Source organism: Allobosea sp. TAF32 (assembly GCF_052113585.1).
GTDB lineage: Bacteria > Pseudomonadota > Alphaproteobacteria > Rhizobiales > Beijerinckiaceae > Allobosea.
In genome coordinates this window covers 162,342-179,994 of the sequence record NZ_JBFRDM010000010.1, presented here as the reverse complement: position 1 = coordinate 179,994, position 17,653 = coordinate 162,342, and the positions used below count along the sequence as shown (strand labels likewise).

Genomic DNA, 17,653 nt, shown 5'->3' with positions numbered 1-17,653 from the left:
TCTGCCGAGCCGCCTCGAGAAAATCAACAGTCCAGAATCAACTGCTGATGCGCTCAACCACCGCGCCGCAGCGCGTGAGCTTGGCCTCAAGGGCCTCGAAGCCGCGGTCGAGATGATAGACGCGGTTGATGGTGGTGTCGCCTTCGGCGGCGAGGCCGCCGATGACGAGCGAGACCGAAGCACGCAGATCGGTCGCCATCACCGGCGCGCCGGTGAGCTTCTCGACACCCTCGACATGGGCGACGTCGCCGTCGAGCCGGATCTTCGCGCCGAGCCGGGCGAGTTCCTGCACATGCATGAAGCGGTTTTCGAAGATGGTCTCGCGAATGCGCGAGGTGCCCTTGGCCTTGGTCATCAGCGCCATGAACTGCGCCTGCAGATCGGTTGGGAAGCCGGGGAAGGGATCGGTATCGACATCGACCGCCTCGATGCCGCGGCCGTTGCGGCGCACGCGAATGCCTTCATTGGTCTCATCCACCTCGACACCGGCCTTGGTCAGCACGTCGAGCGCGGACTGAAGCAGGTCGGCGCGCGCGCCCTCCAGCACGACATCGCCGCCGGTCATGGCCACCGCCATGGCATAGGTGCCGGTCTCGATGCGGTCCGGCAGGACGGTGTGGTGTGCGCCGCCGAGGCGAGAAACGCCAGTCACGACGATCCGCGAGCTACCGGCACCCTCGATCTTGGCACCCATCTTGACGAGGCAGGCGGCGAGGTCGGTGACTTCGGGCTCGCGCGCAGCATTCTCGATCACAGTGGTGCCGTCAGCAAGGACCGCGGCCATCAAGGCGGTGTGCGTGCCGCCGACCGTGACCTTCGGGAAGACGATCTCGCCACCCTTCAGCCCCTTGGGCGCACGCGCCAGCGCGTAGCCATTCTCGATCACGATCTCGGCGCCGAGCTTCTCCAGGGCCATGAGCAGCAGATCGACCGGCCGCGTGCCAATGGCGCAGCCGCCCGGCAGCGAGATCTTGGCCTCGCCCATGCGGGCAAGGATCGGCGCGATCACCCAGAAGCTCGCCCGCATGGTCGAAACCAGTTCGTAGGGCGCGCAGGTATCGACGATCTGACGCGCTGTCAGCGAGATGTTCTGGCCGGTCTCGGCGGACTGGCCGATGCGCTTGCCGGCGACGGTGCGATCGACGCCGTGATTGGACAGGATGCGCGAGAGGGCGGTGACGTCCGAGAGGCGCGGCACATTGGTCAGCGTCAAGGTCTCGTCGGTCAGCAGGCTCGCGATCATCAGCGGCAAGGCGGCGTTCTTGGCGCCCGAAATCGGAATCGCGCCATTGAGGCGCTGGCCGCCGGTGATGCGGATCTTGTCCATCGTCAGGTCCTGCTCGGCCGCACGGAAACCCGGCAGCCCATGTGAGTAAGGGAGGTCAGGACCGGGGAGGTTCGGCCTGAGCGGGCGGCGCCGGCTTCTGCGTCCCCGCCTCCTCCGAGCGGCGAGCGCGAGCCTGGGCCTTGCGGCGCTTCAGGTTCTCGCGGAGCGCGGCGGCAAGGCGCGCCTGCTTCTCGTCCTCGGCTGTCTGGCGGGTCACGGCATCAGCTCGGCGGTGTTTTGCAACTTGGCTGTTTGAACGCGGGAACGCGGCGAATTCGCGGCGCCATGGTTACCCCCACATCCGCCTTCGGACAAGCGCCGCCACACCGGGACACCGTTTCAGGATGCGGCAAAGCACTGTGCCATTGCGGATCAGGAAAAGCCCGACCCGGAAGCCCCTGGATCGATCATCCCGCACGCGCCGCCGATCCCAGCAATTTCTTTCCCGATATCACGCCCCATCGAAATTTCCTGCTCCCCCCGCCCCCTCCGCAAAGGCCCGCCTCTTGCCTCGACAGGGCGCCTCCCCGCTCCGAGACCGGCGGCATGACGCTTGGTCACCGGAAAAAACTTAACGCTATTAACCATTTCCGGGAGTTTCCGTTTACAGTTTGTTAAGCTCGTTTAGTCTGCACGACATCAGGCAGTTCCGGGGGTGGCGTCGTGTTGCAGTCCTTGAAGATCGGAGCAGAAACCGTTTCGCCGGCCCTGCTCGAAAGCTGCGAGGTCATCGACGCGATCCGCTACAAGGCCGGCTTCCTGCCGGAGGTGGAGATCGCCTACGAGCCGGACATCAAGACGCTCTGGGTCACGATCCGGCCCGAGCTGAAGCCGGTCTTCACGCTGCAGCTGCTCGACAGCCTGGTGAAGATTCAGAGCGCGATCGTGGCCCTCTGGGGAGCGCCGGACCAGTATCACCGCGCTCCGGTGCGCTTCCTCGCCTTCCGCGGCGCTGGCCCGTTCTTCACGCTCGGTGGTGATCTCGATTTCTATCTCGACTGCCTGGCCAAGAACGACCGCGCCGCGCTCGCCGAATATGCACGGCTGTCAGCGGAAGGGGCGATCTGGAATTCGGGCGGCCTCAACGGGCTGGTCATCACCCTCTCGACCATCCACGCCAAGGCGATCGGCGGCGGCATCGACGCGCCGCGCTCGTGCAATGTGATGATCGCCGAAGAGCAGGCCTCGTTCGTCTACCCGGAGATCAAGTTCAACCACTTCCCGATCACCGCGGTCGCGATCCTGTCGCGCCGGATGGGCCAGCGTGCGGCGGAGCAGATGCTGCTCTCCGGCGAGGAGATGAGCGCGCAGGAGTTCATGGCGGCGGGCGGCCTCGAGGCGGTCGTCCCGACCGGCACCGGCGAAGCCTGGATCCGCAAATATTGCTCCGATGCCCTGCCGATCCACGCAGCCAAGACGGCGCTCTTTTCGGCCTTCAATCGCCGCTCCGGCGACCTGCGCGAAGAACTCGGCCATCTCGGCCAAATCTGGACCGACTGCATGCTGCGGCTCAGCCCCAGCGCGATCTCGAAGTTGCAGCGCATCGCACAGACGCAGGACCGCATGTTAGCGCGCGTTTACCAAAGACACCTGGCACCGGTCTGAATGCGGCTGGATCGTCCCGTACGGCACTAGAGTCACACGAAGCATTTACCTCTGCTCCCATAGAAACCTTTGATGATGCGCTAGGTTTGAGCCTAGCGTGCATGATCGCGCTCGCGGCAAAGGCAGGAGTAGATGTCGGGCACGCTGAAGCGATTGATGGCAGCTGGCGGGCGCGAGAAGGCCGACGATGTCGACCTGACCGGCTACACGCTGCTGGTCAGCTCGCTTTTCTCGTCGCCGGCGTCGATCATTCCCGGCGGTATCGCCGGTATTCTCACCCCGTTCTTGTGCTGGCTTTCGACCGGCATGGACATCTTCATGGGCCTCACCCTGCTGGTGACGCTCATCGTCGTCCTGCGTCTCCTCACCGTCGTGGCCTATCGCCGACGGAACCACGCCCACGACAGTTACGCCCAGACTCGCCGCTGGGATCGCGACTACTTCCTCGGCGCCACGATTTTCAGCGCTGTGCTGGGCTACAGCTGCTATGTCGCGCTGGTTCACGCGAACGACCCAGCCGCGCACATCACCTCGGTCGCGTCCACGATCGCCCTGGCTTCCGGCTACGTCGCGCGCAATGCGGGCCGCCCCAAATTCGTCGCGGTGCAGCTCATGACCTTCTGCATCCCGATGGCGATCGGGCTGATCGCGGCGCAGAACCCCTATTACCGCTATATCGGCTATTTCGCCTTCCTCTACGTGGCCGCGAACATCGCGATCACCAACTCGCTGCATCGGAACCTGCTGGCTCTCAGCGATGCGACGAAGCATTCAAAGGCGCTCGCCTCGGCACTGCACTCGCAGAACCTCACTCTCGACGCCGCCCTGAACACGATGATCGACGGGCTGGCGATGTTCGACCGCAATCTCAAGCTGGCAGTCGGCAACAGGCCGCACAGCACGCTTTACGGCCTGCCCGAGACGCTGGCCCTGCCCGGCACGCCGCTGACGGCGATCGCGCGCTTCCTGGTCGAGCGCCAGGTGATCAGCCAAGAGCAACTGCGCGAGATCCGCATGGCCCTGACCATGGTCCAGAGCACCCAGCAAGCAGCGAGCCACGAGGTCGTGACGCGCAGCGGGCTCGTGCTGGTTGTGACCTTCGCGCCGGCTGCCGAAGGCGGCATCCTCATGCTGACCGAGGACGCCACGGAGCGGAAGGCAACCGAGGCGCGCATCGAGCAGATGGCACGCTTCGACGAGCTGACAGGGCTCGCCAACCGGTTCGAGTACAACACGCAGATCGCCGAGGCCTTCGCGCGGCTCGACCGCACCGGCGAGGCCTTCGCGCTGCTCTATCTCGACCTCGACGGCTTCAAGCAGGTCAATGACAGCCTGGGCCACGACATCGGCGACCACGTGCTGATGGAGACTGCCAGCCGCCTGCGCGGCGCGATCCGCAGCAACGACATGCTGGCCCGCTTCGGCGGCGATGAGTTCCTGCTGGTCCTGCCCTCCGCCGAACACACCATCGTCACGGCGATCGCGCAGCGCATGATCAATGCGATGACCCGCGCCTTCGATGTCGAGGGCAAGACGGTCTATGTGACCGCGAGCGTCGGTATCGCCATGGCGCCGCATGACGGAAGCACCCCGGCCGATCTCCTGCGCCATGCCGATACCGCGCTCTACAAGGCGAAGTCCGCCGGTCGGAACACACTGATGTTCTTCAACCCGACCATGGCCGAGGAAATGCTCGAGCGGCATGAGATCGAGGTCGATCTGCGCAAGGCCTGCGCGGATGGCACGCTCGAACTCTATTACCAGCCGATCATCGACCTGAAGACGCAGGAGATCGTCTCGCGCGAGGCGCTGATGCGCTGGCGCCATCCGACCCGCGGCATGGTGCCGCCTGGCGTTTTCATTCCGATCGCCGAGCAATCCGGCCTGATCGCCTCAATGGGCGATTGGGCGATCCGGCAGGCCTGCAAGGATGCCGCGAGTTGGGAACCGGGCATCAGCGTCTCGGTGAACGTCTCGCCGCTGCAGTTCCGCGAGCCCCGCCGCATCGTCGAGACGGTCAAAAGCGCGCTCCTCTCTTCGCATCTCGAATCGCGGCGGCTGATGCTCGAAGTCACGGAATCGCTGCTGATCGAGGACGACAAGCTGGCGCTTTCGGTGCTCGACGAATTGCGGGCGCTCGGCGTGACCTTCGCGCTCGACGATTTCGGAACCGGCTACTCCTCGCTCGCCTATCTCTCGACCTACCCGTTCGCGCAGGTGAAGATCGACCAGAGCTTCGCCCGCGAGGTGCACACCAACGAAGCTTCCAAGGCCGTTATCGAAGCGGTGTGCCAGCTCGCTCGCCGGCTCCATATGAACGTCGTGGTCGAGGGCATCGAAACCGAGCAGCAGCGCATCGCCGTCCAGTTGCTCGGGGCCCACCGCGCCCAGGGCTTCCTGTTCGGCCGGCCCGAACCTCTCGCGACCATCAATGGCAGAGGCGGGAACCGCAGCGTCGCTTGAGCCTTATGCGGGCAATCCCGCGTGATCGGAGCGCGCCGGCCTTGATTCCGTCGGCCGGACAACGCATCAGCGATCGAGGATGAGAGCGAAGCGGGACATCCGGTGAGCGACGGCACGGCCAAGGCGGCGAACCCCGCCGCGTTGACACCCGACATCTGCGTCATCGGCGCAGGCGGCAACGGCATAGCGCTGGCCACGGCTGCCGCGGCCTTCGGCGTGTCCGTGGTTCTCATCGAGCGAAGTGCGTTGGGTGGCAGTTCCGGCCCGCTGGCCATGAAAGCGCTGATCGAAGCGGGGGCGGCCGCGCAGGCGATGCGCGAAGCCGGCCGCTTCGGACTCAAGACTGGCGATCCGCAGGCCAGCCCGGCGCAGCTTCACGACCATATTCAGCGTACGCTGGCCGCAGAGGCCGCGAATCATGCCGAGGAACGGCTGAAGGCCCTCGGGATCATCATTTTGAGAGGCGAGGCACGCTTCGCCAGCCGGAGCACGGTCCGCGCGGGCGCGCAAGCGATCAAGGCCCGGCGTTTCGTCATCGCCACCGGCGCACGCGCGCCTCGCCCGGAACTGCCGGGCCTCGAGACGGTGCCGCTGATTGATCCGGACGAACTATCCGAACTGACCCGCCTGCCCGAACGTCCTGTCATCCTCGGCGGCGGTGCGACCGGCGCGGCACTGGCACAGGCCCTGCGACGCCTCGGAAGCACGGCGACGCTCGTCGCCCCGGAAGGATTGCTGCCCGACCATGATGCGGAAGCGGCGCTGCTGGTTCGCCGGCGTCTGCTGCGCGAGGGGCTTGTGGTGCACGAGGGCGCCACACCCATCCGAGGCGAACGCAGCCGATCCGGATTTCGCCTCGTTCTCGCTCGCGATGGGAGCGAAACCGTCGTCGAGGGCTCACATCTGCTGTCGGCCGGACCGCGCCGGCCGGAGATCGCCGCGCTCGATCTCGACCTCGGCGGCATCAGCCATGACGCCTCCGGCATCATCGTCGACAAGGGCCTGCGGACAAGCAATCGCCGCGTCTACGCCCTGGGGGGCTGTGCCGGCGGAGCGGCGGCGCCAGCGACCGACCAGGCCGGCGATGACCACGCCGGCGTGGCGCTGCGCAGCATCCTGTTTCGCCAGCCCGCCCGCATTGACCCGGCGAATTACCCTCGCGTCGGCTGGTGCCAGCCGGAGATCGCAGCGATCGGCCTGTCCGAAGCCGCAGCAAGAGCCAAGGCCGGCGCGATCCAGGTGCTGCGCTGGCCTTTTGCCGAAGTCGCCGATGCCCGCGCCGCCGGCTCGACCGAGGGCTTCGTCAAGCTCGTCACCGACCGCAAAGGCCGCATCCTCGGTGTCACCATTGTGGGTGCCGGTGCCGCCGAGTTGATCGCGCCATGGTGTGTCGCAGCCAAGGCTGGGCTCGCGGCTTCCGATATGGCGGCGGTGGTGGCGCCCACATTTGCTCGTTCGGACGGCTCGCGCAGGGCGGCGCTCTCGTTCCATGTCCCGTCGACTGCAAATCCTCGCCTGCGCCGCTTGATCGGCTTTCTGCGGCGCTTCGGGTAAGATTGGCTTCAATGCATCACCCCGCCCTGCCCAGGAACGATCTGTCGATCAGTCAGCCACGCGGCCTGACGCGCCTTGGCCTGTCCGCAAAACTGCTGCTCTTCACCGTGCTCTTCGTCATGCTGGCGGAGGTCGTGATCTACCTGCCCTCCATCGCGAATTTCCGGCGGAACTGGCTGCATGACCGGATCGCTGCAGCGCAGGTCGCCGCCCTGGTGCTGGAGGGCGCGCCGGAGGACGGACTGCCGGAAGGCAGCGAGAACCGGCTGCTGATGGGCGTCGGCGCCCGATCGATCGCCGCCCGCGTCGGCGGCGCACGCCGGCTGCTCAGCCTCGACTCGATGCCGCCGCCGGAAGTCTCGCGCTCGATCGACCTGCGGAATCTCTCCTGGATCAACGCGATCGAGGAAGCGGTCGCGGTGCTCGTCTCTCCCGCCACCATGCCGATCCGGGTGGTCGGCGAAGCGGTCGGCGGTGCCGATTTCGTCGAGATCGTCATCGACGAGGCGCCTCTGCGCCGCGCGATGCTGAAATTCTCCTGGAGCCTGCTGCTGATCTCGCTGCTGATCACCGGGCTGACGGCGCTTGCGGTCTATATCGCCCTCAACGCCCTGATCATCGGGCCGATCCGGCGTCTGGCAGCGAACGTCATGGAGTTCGAGGCCGACCCCGAGAACCCCCAGCGCATCATCGAGCCAACCTTGCGCGCCGACGAGATTGGCGAGGCGGAGCGCGCGCTCGCCCGCATGCAGGAAACGCTCGCCGACGAACTGCGCACGAAGAAGCACCTCGCCGAGCTCGGCCTCGCCGTCTCCAAGATCAACCACGACCTACGCAACATGCTGGCGGCGGCACAGCTCATGTCGGACCAACTCATCGAGACCCGCGACGCCAAGATCCGCCGCTTCGCACCGCGGCTGATCGCGACGCTGGGGCGTGCCATCGAATTCTGCCAGGCCACTCTCGCCTATGGCCGCGCAGCGGAGGCGCCGCCGGTTCTCCGCGAGGTCGCCCTGCGGCAACTCGTCACGGAGCAGGCGGAGATGCTCGGCCTGCCCGGTGACGGGCGGCTGCGCTTCGAGAACCGCGTCCCTGCCGAACTGATAGCGCCCTGCGACCCCGACCAGATGGCACGGGTGCTGACCAACCTGATGCGCAATTCCGTCCAGGCCCTGACCCAGGCCGGGGCGGAAGCCGACGCCCAGCCGCTGTTGGCGGTGACCGCAGGGCCGGTGAACGGCTCGGTAGCCCTGCGTGTCATCGATAACGGGCCAGGCGTGCCCGAACGTGCGCGGGCCAATCTCTTCCAGGCCTTCCGCGGCTCGGTGACGCCAGGCGGCACGGGGCTCGGGCTTGCCGTGGCGGCCGAACTGGTCCGGTTGCATGGCGGCGCGATCGAGCTCGAGCCCTGCCCCGCCGGCGCCGTGTTCAAGGTCACCCTGCCGCTGCGTCGGAGCAACGGCCACTGACGAGCCCCGGCGCCAAGCGCCTACTGGCTCGCCCAGATCACTCGCGCCATGAAGGCGATGTCGGCGTGATTCAGGACCCGGTCGGGGTGTTCCGGATTAAGCGAGGCGAGTTCGATCGTTTTCGCGGTCTGGCGCTTGAGCTGCTTGGCCAGCACCTCCCCCTCCACCGTCTTGACCACGACGCGGTCACCGCGCCTCACGGTCGCTGTCGGCGAGACAATGATGGTGTCGCCGTCGCGGTAGAGCGGCAGTATCGAATCGCCGGAAATCTCGAGCGCATAGGCCTTCTCGTCGGCCACGCCCGGAAAAGCGACCTCCTCCCAGCCGGTACCGGCTGGAAAGCCGCCATCGTCGAAAAAACCGCCGGAACCTGCCTGGGCGAAGCCGATCAGCGGGATGGTGCGCGCCGGCGCGGGCTCCCGCCGCAATACGGTGCTCATGAACTCGTCGAGGGAGGCGCCCGTCGCGGCCAGAATCTTGGCGATCGACTCCGTCGAGGGCCAGCGCTCGCGCCCATCCGGAGCCACACGCTTGGAACGATTGAAGGTGGTGGCGTCGAGGCCAGCCTTGCGCGCCAACCCCGAGGCGGTGAAACCGTAGCGCTGGGCGAGCATATCGATCGCCCCCCAGATCTGGTCATGTGACAGCATCGCGCAGACCTCGCATTGCTCTTGTCGCCGGGCGGGGATTGAGCATAGGAAATATCCCCTATCTCCTAAGATTTCAATCCAATTCTTGCCGCAATCCGGCTAACGCTTGCGGAATCCTCCCGCCAGGGATTAAGCCGTGGCCCGACCTGTTTCCGAGAGACTGCCGGTGCCTCTGATCTACAAGATATGCCCCGCCCCGCTCTGGCGCGAAGCGGAGCGGAATGGACGCTTCGATGGCGCGCCCGTCGACCTCGCGGACGGCTACATCCATTTCTCAACGGCAGCCCAGCTTGCGGAAACGGCAGCAAAGCACTTTGCCGGACAGGACGGACTCCTGCTCATCGCGGTCGAAGATTCGCGCCTCGGCCCGGCCTTGCGCTACGAGCCCTCTCGCGGCGGAGCGCTGTTCCCACATCTCTACGCTGCCCTCGATCCGAAGGCCGTGCGCTGGGTAGCGCCGCTGCCGCTCGGGATCGACGGCGGCCACACCATCCCGGAGGATCTGGCATGATCGGCAGCCTGTTTAACCTCGCCCGGCCGCTGATCCACCGCATGGATGCGGAGACGGCGCATCGGCTCGCCGTCACGGCGCTGGCCGCGGCCCCCGCGCTGAAGCCCGGATCGGACGACCCCGTGCTGGCGACGGAGGCATTCGGCCTGACCTTCCCGAACCCCGTCGGGCTCGCGGCTGGCTTCGACAAGAATGCCGAGGCGATTGACGGCGCGCTGGGCCTGGGCTTCGGCTTCGTCGAGGTCGGCGGGGTGACGCCGCTGCCGCAGCCCGGCAATTCGCGTCCCCGCGTCTTCCGACTGATCGAGGATGAGGCCGTCATCAATCGCTACGGCCTGAACAGCGAGGGCATGGAGGCTGTCGCCGCCCGGCTAACGGCCAGGCGCGGCCGCGGCGGGCTCGTCGGCGTCAATCTCGGTGCCAACAAGGAATCGGCCGACCGCGCGGCCGACTATGCCACGCTCGCTCGCAGGCTGGCACCGCTCGCCGATTTCCTGACGATCAACGTATCCTCGCCGAACACGCCCGGCCTGCGCGACCTCCAGGCGGAAGCTGCGCTCGACGACCTCGTGGCGCGTACGCTCGCAGCACGGGACGACGTAGCCGGCAGCGGCCGGCGCACGCCGATCCTCGTCAAGATCGCGCCTGACCTGACCATGCCCGAGCTCGACGGCATGATCGCAGTCGCCCGCAAGCGCGGCATCGACGGGTTGATCGTCTCCAACACCACGGTCACGCGCCCGGCGAGCTTGCGCAGCGCCGCCAAGGCCGAGACCGGCGGGCTCTCCGGCAAGCCGCTCTTCACCGCCTCGACCCGCATCCTGGCCGAGGCCTTCCTGCGCGTCGAAGGGCAGTTCCCGCTGATCGGCGTTGGCGGCGTCGATTCGGCCGAGACGGCCTTCGCCAAGATCCGCGCCGGCGCGACGCTGGTGCAATTCTACTCCGCGATGGTCTTCAAGGGGCCGGGGCTAGCGAAGGAGATCAAGGCCGGACTTGCGGCCCAGGCGCGACGCGCCGGCCTCACCCGCCTCACCGCCCTGATCGGGCGCGATGCGGCCGCGATCGCCCGCGGCGAGAGTCTGTAACTAGACGTCAACGCCCCGAACATCTCGGAAACCCGAGACTTCTCGTCATGCGATTCTCGGGTCGAAGCGTTGCTTCGCCCGAGATTGAAGGCAGCTTACTTCCGCGCCGCGAAGAGCCGCACCAGCAGCCACAGGGGCACGACGATCAGGGCGCCGGCGATTATCCACTGGCCGACCTCGCGCACCGCGCCGAAGCCGAGCCCGGTGATCGAGCGGATGAAGCGTGCCCCCGCCTCGTAGAGGCTCTGCGGCGACAGGCCGAGGAATGCCATCGCTGCCCCGACCAGCAGCGAAATGAAGATCAGGCGGACGAGGACGCTGAGGGGCGAGCCGCCGAGAAACCGTTCCATGGAAGCAATCGTCATCCTGTTGCGCCCCAAGTCGATCCGGGGCGCTTCCGCGCTGTCTTAACCTGAAACAGGCTGCGCTTGAACCGGGACTGAACGCTGCCTCGTTTGAGGCCATGCTTGCCCGCATAAAACGCGGGTCAGGGAAGCGGAGATCCGCGACCTATCCCGACGGTCGATGTTCTCGGAGACAGCTCGGCCTGTGAGGAAGCGCTCATCAGGCCGTGGCCGAGGCTCCCGCCGTCGCCCAGGCCGTGCCGGCGATCTTTGAGGCAGCGATGACCGCCTGAGTGCGACTGTCGACGTCGAGCTTGGTCAGGATCGCCGAAACATGGGCTTTGACCGTCGCCTCGGAGACGCCGAGCTCATAGGCGATCTGCTTGTTGAGAAGTCCCTCGGACAGCATCATCAGCACACGCACCTGCTGGGGCGTCAGCGTCGAGAGACGGCGGACCATGTCGGCGATCTCGGCATCGACCGGCGCCGACAAATCGACACCTGGCGGGGTCCAGACGCCGCCGTCGAGCACGGCGCGGATCGCCTCGCCCATCTGCGCGACGTCGGCCGTCTTCGGCAGGAAACCGAGCGCGCCAAACTCGATGCAGCGGCGAATCACCGCCGGATCGTCATTCGCGGAGACGACGATCACCGGGATTTCCGGATGGTCGGCCCGCAGGAAGAGCAAGCCCGAGAAGCCCTGCACCCCCGGCATGGTGAGGTCGAGCAATACGAGATCGGCGTCGCCGCCACTGGCCAGCGCTTCGGTCAGGGCTTCCAGGGAGCCGACCTCGCTGACCTCGGCGCCGCCGATCGCGTGCGAGACCGCCTGGCGCAGCGCGCCGCGAAACAGCGGATGATCGTCCGCGATGACGATCCGCGTCGAAGGCTGCTTGCTCATCGCCACCACTCCCTAATGTCTGCATCGGCTCTGTCCGAAAACCGCATTCCGCTTTTCGGGTCGATGCTCTTATCCGGCCCGGACATTTTGCCTCAGGCGGGGAAGCGATCACAAGCACCCTGAGCGCAAGGTCGCAACCCGTTGCGCCTCAGCCATTGGTCGGCAACAGCGCTTCCAGCACCTCGATATGATCGGCCTCGCGCGGCGGCTTGTCCCAGCGAATGCGGTTGATCCGGGGAAAACGCATGGCGAGACCGGATTTGTGGCGGGTCGAGCGCTGCAGCCCCTCGAACGCAACCTCGAAGACGAGGCCGGCCTGCGCTTCATGCGTGACCTCCCGCACCGGTCCGAAGCGGTTTACCGTGTTCTTGCGCACGAATTTGTCGAGTTCGATGAGTTCCTCGTCGGTGAAGCCGAAATAGGCCTTGCCGACCGGCACCAGTTCCTCGCCGCCATCCTCGCCCACGCGCCAGACGCCGAATGTGTAGTCGGAGTAGAAGGATGAGCGCTTGCCGTGGCCGCGCTGGGCATACATCAGCACGCAGTCGACGAGCCGCGCATCGCGCTTCCATTTCCACCAATAGCCCTTGGGGCGGCCGGGCAGATACGGCGAGTCGTGCCGCTTGATCATACAGCCCTCGACAGCCTCGGCATCGGCGCCGGCGCCCGCCGCGGCTGGATCGGCACGAGCCGCCGTCAGCTCTTCCCATGAAGCGAAGGGAATCGTGGGCGAAAGGTCGAAACGGACACTGCCGAGGCGCGAAAGAAAAACATCGAGACGCTTCCGCCGCTCCTCAAAAGGCAGATGGCGGATATCCTCCTCGCCATCGACGAGCAGGTCGTAGACGCGAATATGGGCAGGGAACTCGCCCAGCATCTTCGCGGTGACGGTCTTGCGGTTGAGTCGCTGCTGCAGGGTGTTGAAGCTCAGCACGGAGCTCTCGCGCATCACCAGCAACTCGCCGTCGAGCGCTCCGTCCTGCGTCAACCCCTCGACGAGATCAGGAAAGGCAGCGGCGATGTCCTCGCCGGTCCGTGAATAGAGCCGCGTGACGCGTGTCCCATCCGCCTTGCGGCCACTGACGGCCTGGACGCGGATGCCGTCCCATTTCCATTCGGCTGAGAATTCGGCCGGGTCGAGCTTGTCGAAATCGCCGCCCTCGATCGGGTGCGAGAGCATGACCGGGCGGAAGGGCGCGGGATCGCGCGCTTCGGGCCGCGGCCCCCGCCCCTCCAGCCAGGCGAAGAGCTCGGCATAGGGCGGCTCCAGCCCGTGCCAGACCTGCTCGACCTCGTCGGGCGGCACGCCGCCGAGGCTCGCGGCGGCTGTCTTGGCGAGGCGAGCTGAAACGCCGATGCGCAGCGCGCCGGTGATGAGCTTGAGCAGGGCCCAGCGGCCGGTTTCGTCGAGCGCGTCGAGCCAGGAGGCAATGAGCCGTGGCAGATCGGTCTTGCCGGCCTCGCGCAGGCTTTCGACCACCTCCGGCAGATGCGGCACCGCATTGGCGCCGTGCCGAGCCGGCCACATCAGCGCGACCGTCTCGGAGAGGTCGCCGACATAATCGTAGGACAGTGCGAACAGGACGGGATCGGTGCGCTCGGTGATCAGTGCGCGGATCAGCCCCGCCTTGGCGTTACGGAAGACGAGTCCGCCCGTCATCGCCGCCAGCGCATAGCCGCGGTCGGGATCGGGCGTGGTGCGCAAATAATCCGCGATCAGCGCCAGCTTCGCGTTACGGCGCGGTTCATAGGCAAGGCGGTCGAGCAGCCAGGCGAAGCGGTTCATGCTGTCGCTTCTCCGCCACCATGCGTCCGTTTCGTCGTGTTGCACCGCATCGTTCAGACACCGTTCATGAAGCAAACCTTAACGGCAGCAAGGTAGCCAGGAGATAGACGCCGATGCGTGCCGCGATGCGGTTCCTTGCCTTGCCTGTCATCGCTGCGACGCTTTCGGCCGGAGCCCCCGCGCAGGCGGCGAGCTTCTCCTGCCGCGAGACGCCGATCGTGCGCTCGAACGCCACGCTCGCCTCGCTCTCCGCCAAGGTTGCGCAGGGCCAGTCTCTCGCGATCCTCGCCATCGGCTCCTCCTCGACGGAAGGCATCGGCGCCAGCGCCAAGGACAAGACCTATCCCGCGCGCCTGCAGGCGCTGCTCGCCAAAGCCTGGCCGAAGTCGCAGATCGAGATCGTCAATGCCGGCATCGGCGGCGAGACCGCACCGCAGACCCTCGCCCGCCTGAAGACCGCGCTGACCGCACGCAGCTACGACCTCGTGATCTGGCAGGTCGGCACCAACGACGCCGTCACCGGCGGCGATCTCGACGCCTTCAGGACGATGGTCGCCGACGGCATCGCGATGGTGCGCGAGGCCGGCCCGGCGCTCGCCATCCTCGATCCCCAGTACTTCCCCTCCTTTCGCGACCCACAGCGCTATGGCGCCTATGTCGAGGCGGTTGGTGATGTAGCCCGGCGCGAGGCCGTGCCCGTCTTCGCCCGCTATGCGGCGATGCGCGAATGGCACCGCACCGACGCCGAGGCCTTCAAGGCCGCGCTGTGGACGGACGGCTTCCATATGAGCGATACTGGCTATGACTGCCTCGCGCGCGACATGGCGAACGCCATGGTCGGCATGGCCGCTCCGTCGCACCAAGTCGTCGCGTCGTCGCGCTAAATCCCCGTCCGAGCCCTCATCCTGAGGAGCCATTCCGCGAGAAATGGAGTCTAGAGGGATGCTCCAGACGCCTCCGGGAGCTCCTGGAGCATCCTTCGAGACGCGGCTGCGCGGCTCCTCAGGATGAGGGCTGACACAATCAGCCGACAGCCGCATCGGCGCCCTCCCCGGCCGGATCAGCCTCGCCCTCGTCGCCATAGCCGACGAGGTGCAGCGGCCTAGCCTTCAGCCCAGCCGTGCCGCACCAGTGGACGAGGGCGTCGGCCTCGCCATGCGTCACCCAGATCTCGCCGGCTTCGACCTCGCGGATCGTCGCCAGCAGATCGTCCCAATCGGCATGGTCGGAAATAACGAGCGGCAGCTCGACACCCTTCTGGCGGGCCCGGGCTCGTATCCGCATCCAGCCCGAGGCGAAGGCGGTGACGGGATCGGGAAAACGGCGCGCCCAGAGATCCTGCGTCGCGCTCGGCGGGCAGAGGACAATCTCGCCGCCCAGCGTCTTGCGGTCGGTGTCGGCGACCATGCGGATCTCCCCGAGCGGAATGCCTTCGGACTGGTAGAACCCGGTGATCTTCTCGACGGCGCCGTGGATGTAGATCGGACGTTCGTAACCGGCCTCGCGGATCAGGGCCATGACGCGCTGCGCCTTCCCGAGCGAGTAGGCCCCGACGATATGCGTGCGCTCCGGGAAGAGGCTGACGGATTCGAGCAGCTTGGCCACCTCCCCCGCCGCAGGTGGATGGCGGAAGACCGGCAGGCCGAATGTCGCCTCGGTGATGAAGATATCGCAGGGCACGACCTCGAAGGGCGCGCAGGTCGGGTCGCGTTCGCGCTTGTAGTCGCCGGAGGCGACGATGCGGAGCCCCCGGCTCTCGACCGCGATCTGGGCGGAGCCGAGGACATGGCCTGCGGGGGCGAAGCGGAACTCGACCTCGCCCATGCGGATCGGCTCGCCGGGCACCGCCACCTGCTGCGAGCCGGCGAAGCCCTCGCCATAACGCAACGCCATGATGGCCAGTGTCTCGCGTGTCGCAAGCACGGCACCATGGCCGGCGCGGGCATGGTCGGAATGGCCGTGGGTGACGAGGGCCCGCGCCACGGGGCGGACGGGATCGATATGGACATCGGCCGGCGGGCAGTAGAGCCCCGCAGGCGTCGGCAGCAGCAATTCGGAAGGGCGCCAGCGGGCGCTTTGTCTGGCCAGCGTCATGCTCCTCGGCTAGACCCGCAATCATGACCGAAAAGGGCCAGACCACGTATTTCGCGAGTTCCGGCGACCCGGTGCTCGACCGCCGCTATGGCTGGGCCGAGGCTGCGCTGAAGGAGGGCGACGCGCAAGCCGCCGTCGAGATCCTCGACCAGACGCTGGCGCAGGCCTACCACTTCACCGCCGCCTGGCACCTCTACGGGCTGGCGCAGGAAGCCCTCGGCCACAAGGAGGACGCCGCCACGGCCTGGCGGCAATGCCTCGACCTGGACCCCAACGATCATTTCGGGGCGCGGCTCGACCTCGCCCGCATCGGAGCGATCCCGGCCGAACAGGCGACGTCCGAGAACTTCTCGGGCGCGCTCTTCGACGCCTATGCCGACCGTTTCGACAGCCATCTCACCGAGACCCTGCAATACAACGCCCCTGCCCTGCTGAAGGCGGCGCTCGTGCGCTGCTGCAGCAACGCCGGCCGGCCCTTCCGGTTCGACACGGTCTACGATCTCGGCTGCGGCACCGGGCTGATGGGCGAGGCGATCCACGAGCAAAGCGGCTTCATCGCCGGCTGCGATCTCTCGCCGCGCATGATCGAACGGGCGCGGGCCAAGATGGCTCCCGACGGGACGCCGCTCTACGACAAGCTCGCCGTCGCGGGGCTGACGAGCTTCCTGGCCAGCCGGCCGGACGCTTCCGCCGACCTCGTCGTCGCCGCCGATGTCTTCGTCTATCTCGGCGATCTCGCGCCCTGCTTCGCCCAGAGCGCGCGCGTGCTGGAGCCGGGCGGCCTGCTCGCCTTCACAGTGCAGACGCATCCCGGCGAGGGCGTGGTCGTGGGCGATGATCGAAGGTTCGCGCATGCGGAGGGCTGGCTGCGGCAGAGGCTGGATGAAGCAGGTCTTGTCCCGCTACTCGTCGAGCCCGCCAGCACGCGGCAGGATCGCGGAGCCCCCGTGCCGGGGCTGCTGGTCGTGGCGGAGCGGCGATAAGGGAAGGTTTGCTGCGGGGCGCCAACGGACCGCTCGCTTCGCACCTCGGCAGATTTCGGACGATGTCGAACGACAAGGCTCCGTAGAGTGCCTTGCGCGGATTACGGCCGCTCTCCGGTGATCTTCGCGCGTCCTTCATCCTTTGGCGGCTCAACCTCTCCGACGCGATCCGCGATCGCCATGAGCAGCATGGTCAGCGCAAAGCCCAACATGATCGCGATGAGCCATCCGAGCTTGATGCTATCCGCGCTGTTCTCGATATCCAGGAACCATTCGAGGACGTTCACCGCCGCGATCGCTACGATCGACGCAAGCAGCCTTTGCTTCAGGCCCGAAAATCCGACATTTGCCAGACTCATTGGCCATGCAGGGCGTTGCTGCACGTTGATCGGCGCCAAGAAATTCTCGTAGCTTGAGCAAATCACGATGACGATCAGGTTCGCCGTGAGGGCAATGTCGACCAGCTTCAAGCTGCCAACGATGATTTCGGACGGGTCGGAAATCTGTGCGCGCGTGAAAAATTCGAACAGCTTGATCGCGAAATTGAAGAGCAGCGCCGCGAGGGTGAGTATCAGACCGAGGAGAAATGGAGCAAGGAACCAACGGGAATTTGCGATGATGGCTTCAAGCGTCAAACGCAAGCGATCCATGACGAACTCCCTGCGGCTTCTGACCCCGGGCGGACTTCGCGAAGGCTCAAATTGCCAGAATTGCCCGGTCACGCCAATCACAAGGTGATTTGCGATGGAATGCGGCCGTCAGGGTCACCATGCTTGTCGCAGCGCCCACGAGCCCGCACGCTGCCAACAAAGATTTGGTACCCCGTGTGGCCGAGCGCTCTGAAAACAGACGCTCTCGACGCCCGGAATGGCCAGCCTGCC

16 protein-coding genes are annotated in these 17,653 nt (G+C 66.5%); 8 read left to right on the top strand and 8 right to left on the bottom strand.

Going from position 1 to position 17,653, the window contains the following annotated elements:
• Positions 1-37: 37 nt before the first annotated feature.
• Both murA and AB4Z16_RS23230 read right to left on the bottom strand, forming a co-directional pair.
• Positions 38-1,327 carry a UDP-N-acetylglucosamine 1-carboxyvinyltransferase gene (murA, locus tag AB4Z16_RS23235; RefSeq protein ID WP_441513682.1) on the bottom strand — a complete coding sequence of 430 codons (1,290 nt, stop codon included), beginning with the start codon at positions 1,325-1,327 and terminating at the stop codon, positions 38-40.
• A 55-nt stretch (positions 1,328-1,382) separates the two neighbouring features.
• Complete coding sequence (locus AB4Z16_RS23230; protein WP_441513681.1) at positions 1,383-1,544, bottom strand: hypothetical protein; 162 nt, start codon at positions 1,542-1,544, stop codon at positions 1,383-1,385.
• A 446-nt stretch (positions 1,545-1,990) separates the two neighbouring features.
• Between AB4Z16_RS23230 and AB4Z16_RS23225 the strand changes: the two genes are divergently transcribed.
• From AB4Z16_RS23225 to AB4Z16_RS23210, 4 genes are all read left to right on the top strand, one after another.
• The gene (locus tag AB4Z16_RS23225) at positions 1,991-2,932 is read left to right on the top strand and encodes an enoyl-CoA hydratase-related protein (RefSeq protein WP_441513680.1); all 942 of its coding nucleotides are present in this window, start codon (positions 1,991-1,993) and stop codon (positions 2,930-2,932) included.
• Positions 2,933-3,064: 132 nt separating this feature from the next.
• The gene (locus AB4Z16_RS23220) at positions 3,065-5,395 is read left to right on the top strand and encodes a putative bifunctional diguanylate cyclase/phosphodiesterase (protein WP_441513679.1); all 2,331 of its coding nucleotides are present in this window, start codon (positions 3,065-3,067) and stop codon (positions 5,393-5,395) included.
• A 102-nt stretch (positions 5,396-5,497) separates the two neighbouring features.
• On the top strand, positions 5,498-6,949 hold the full coding sequence (locus tag AB4Z16_RS23215; RefSeq protein WP_441513678.1) for an FAD-dependent oxidoreductase: 1,452 nt from the start codon (positions 5,498-5,500) through the stop codon (positions 6,947-6,949).
• A gap of 11 nt (positions 6,950-6,960) precedes the next feature.
• Entirely contained in the window at positions 6,961-8,418 is a 1,458-nt protein-coding gene (locus AB4Z16_RS23210) for a sensor histidine kinase (protein ID WP_441513677.1), read from the top strand.
• 20 nt (positions 8,419-8,438) lie between these two features.
• On the opposite strand, the gene AB4Z16_RS23205 is transcribed toward AB4Z16_RS23210, so the two are convergent.
• Positions 8,439-9,068, bottom strand: a complete 630-nt coding sequence (locus tag AB4Z16_RS23205) for a S24 family peptidase (RefSeq protein ID WP_441513676.1) — start codon at positions 9,066-9,068, stop codon at positions 8,439-8,441.
• A 166-nt stretch (positions 9,069-9,234) separates the two neighbouring features.
• On the opposite strand from AB4Z16_RS23205, the gene AB4Z16_RS23200 reads away from it, so the two are divergent.
• Complete coding sequence (locus tag AB4Z16_RS23200) at positions 9,235-9,579, top strand: DUF952 domain-containing protein (RefSeq protein ID WP_441513716.1); 345 nt, start codon at positions 9,235-9,237, stop codon at positions 9,577-9,579.
• Complete coding sequence (locus AB4Z16_RS23195; protein WP_441513675.1) at positions 9,576-10,664, top strand: quinone-dependent dihydroorotate dehydrogenase; 1,089 nt, start codon at positions 9,576-9,578, stop codon at positions 10,662-10,664. Before AB4Z16_RS23200 ends, AB4Z16_RS23195 begins: the two co-directional genes overlap by 4 nt.
• Before the next feature lie 95 nt (positions 10,665-10,759).
• Here AB4Z16_RS23195 and AB4Z16_RS23190 read toward each other — a convergent pair whose 3' ends face one another.
• The 3 genes from AB4Z16_RS23190 to AB4Z16_RS23180 form a co-directional block, all read right to left on the bottom strand.
• Positions 10,760-11,014: a DUF6460 domain-containing protein gene (locus tag AB4Z16_RS23190; protein WP_441513674.1), complete on the bottom strand. Its 255-nt coding sequence runs from the start codon at positions 11,012-11,014 to the stop codon at positions 10,760-10,762.
• 214 nt (positions 11,015-11,228) lie between these two features.
• Positions 11,229-11,909 (bottom strand): response regulator, encoded by a 681-nt coding sequence (locus AB4Z16_RS23185; RefSeq protein ID WP_441513673.1) that lies wholly within the window; start codon positions 11,907-11,909, stop codon positions 11,229-11,231.
• A 148-nt stretch (positions 11,910-12,057) separates the two neighbouring features.
• Positions 12,058-13,695, bottom strand: a complete 1,638-nt coding sequence (locus AB4Z16_RS23180) for a cisplatin damage response ATP-dependent DNA ligase (RefSeq protein ID WP_441513672.1) — start codon at positions 13,693-13,695, stop codon at positions 12,058-12,060.
• A 113-nt stretch (positions 13,696-13,808) separates the two neighbouring features.
• On the opposite strand from AB4Z16_RS23180, the gene AB4Z16_RS23175 reads away from it, so the two are divergent.
• Positions 13,809-14,579: an SGNH/GDSL hydrolase family protein gene (locus tag AB4Z16_RS23175; protein ID WP_441513671.1), complete on the top strand. Its 771-nt coding sequence runs from the start codon at positions 13,809-13,811 to the stop codon at positions 14,577-14,579.
• 139 nt (positions 14,580-14,718) lie between these two features.
• On the opposite strand, the gene AB4Z16_RS23170 is transcribed toward AB4Z16_RS23175, so the two are convergent.
• On the bottom strand, positions 14,719-15,789 hold the full coding sequence (locus AB4Z16_RS23170; protein ID WP_441513670.1) for a ligase-associated DNA damage response exonuclease: 1,071 nt from the start codon (positions 15,787-15,789) through the stop codon (positions 14,719-14,721).
• Positions 15,790-15,812: 23 nt separating this feature from the next.
• On the opposite strand from AB4Z16_RS23170, the gene AB4Z16_RS23165 reads away from it, so the two are divergent.
• Positions 15,813-16,772, top strand: a complete 960-nt coding sequence (locus AB4Z16_RS23165) for a methyltransferase domain-containing protein (RefSeq protein WP_441513669.1) — start codon at positions 15,813-15,815, stop codon at positions 16,770-16,772.
• Positions 16,773-16,873: 101 nt separating this feature from the next.
• Here the strand turns inward: AB4Z16_RS23165 and AB4Z16_RS23160 are convergent, their stop codons facing one another.
• Complete coding sequence (locus AB4Z16_RS23160) at positions 16,874-17,422, bottom strand: YqhA family protein (protein WP_441513668.1); 549 nt, start codon at positions 17,420-17,422, stop codon at positions 16,874-16,876.
• Between the last annotated feature and the right edge of the window lie 231 nt (positions 17,423-17,653).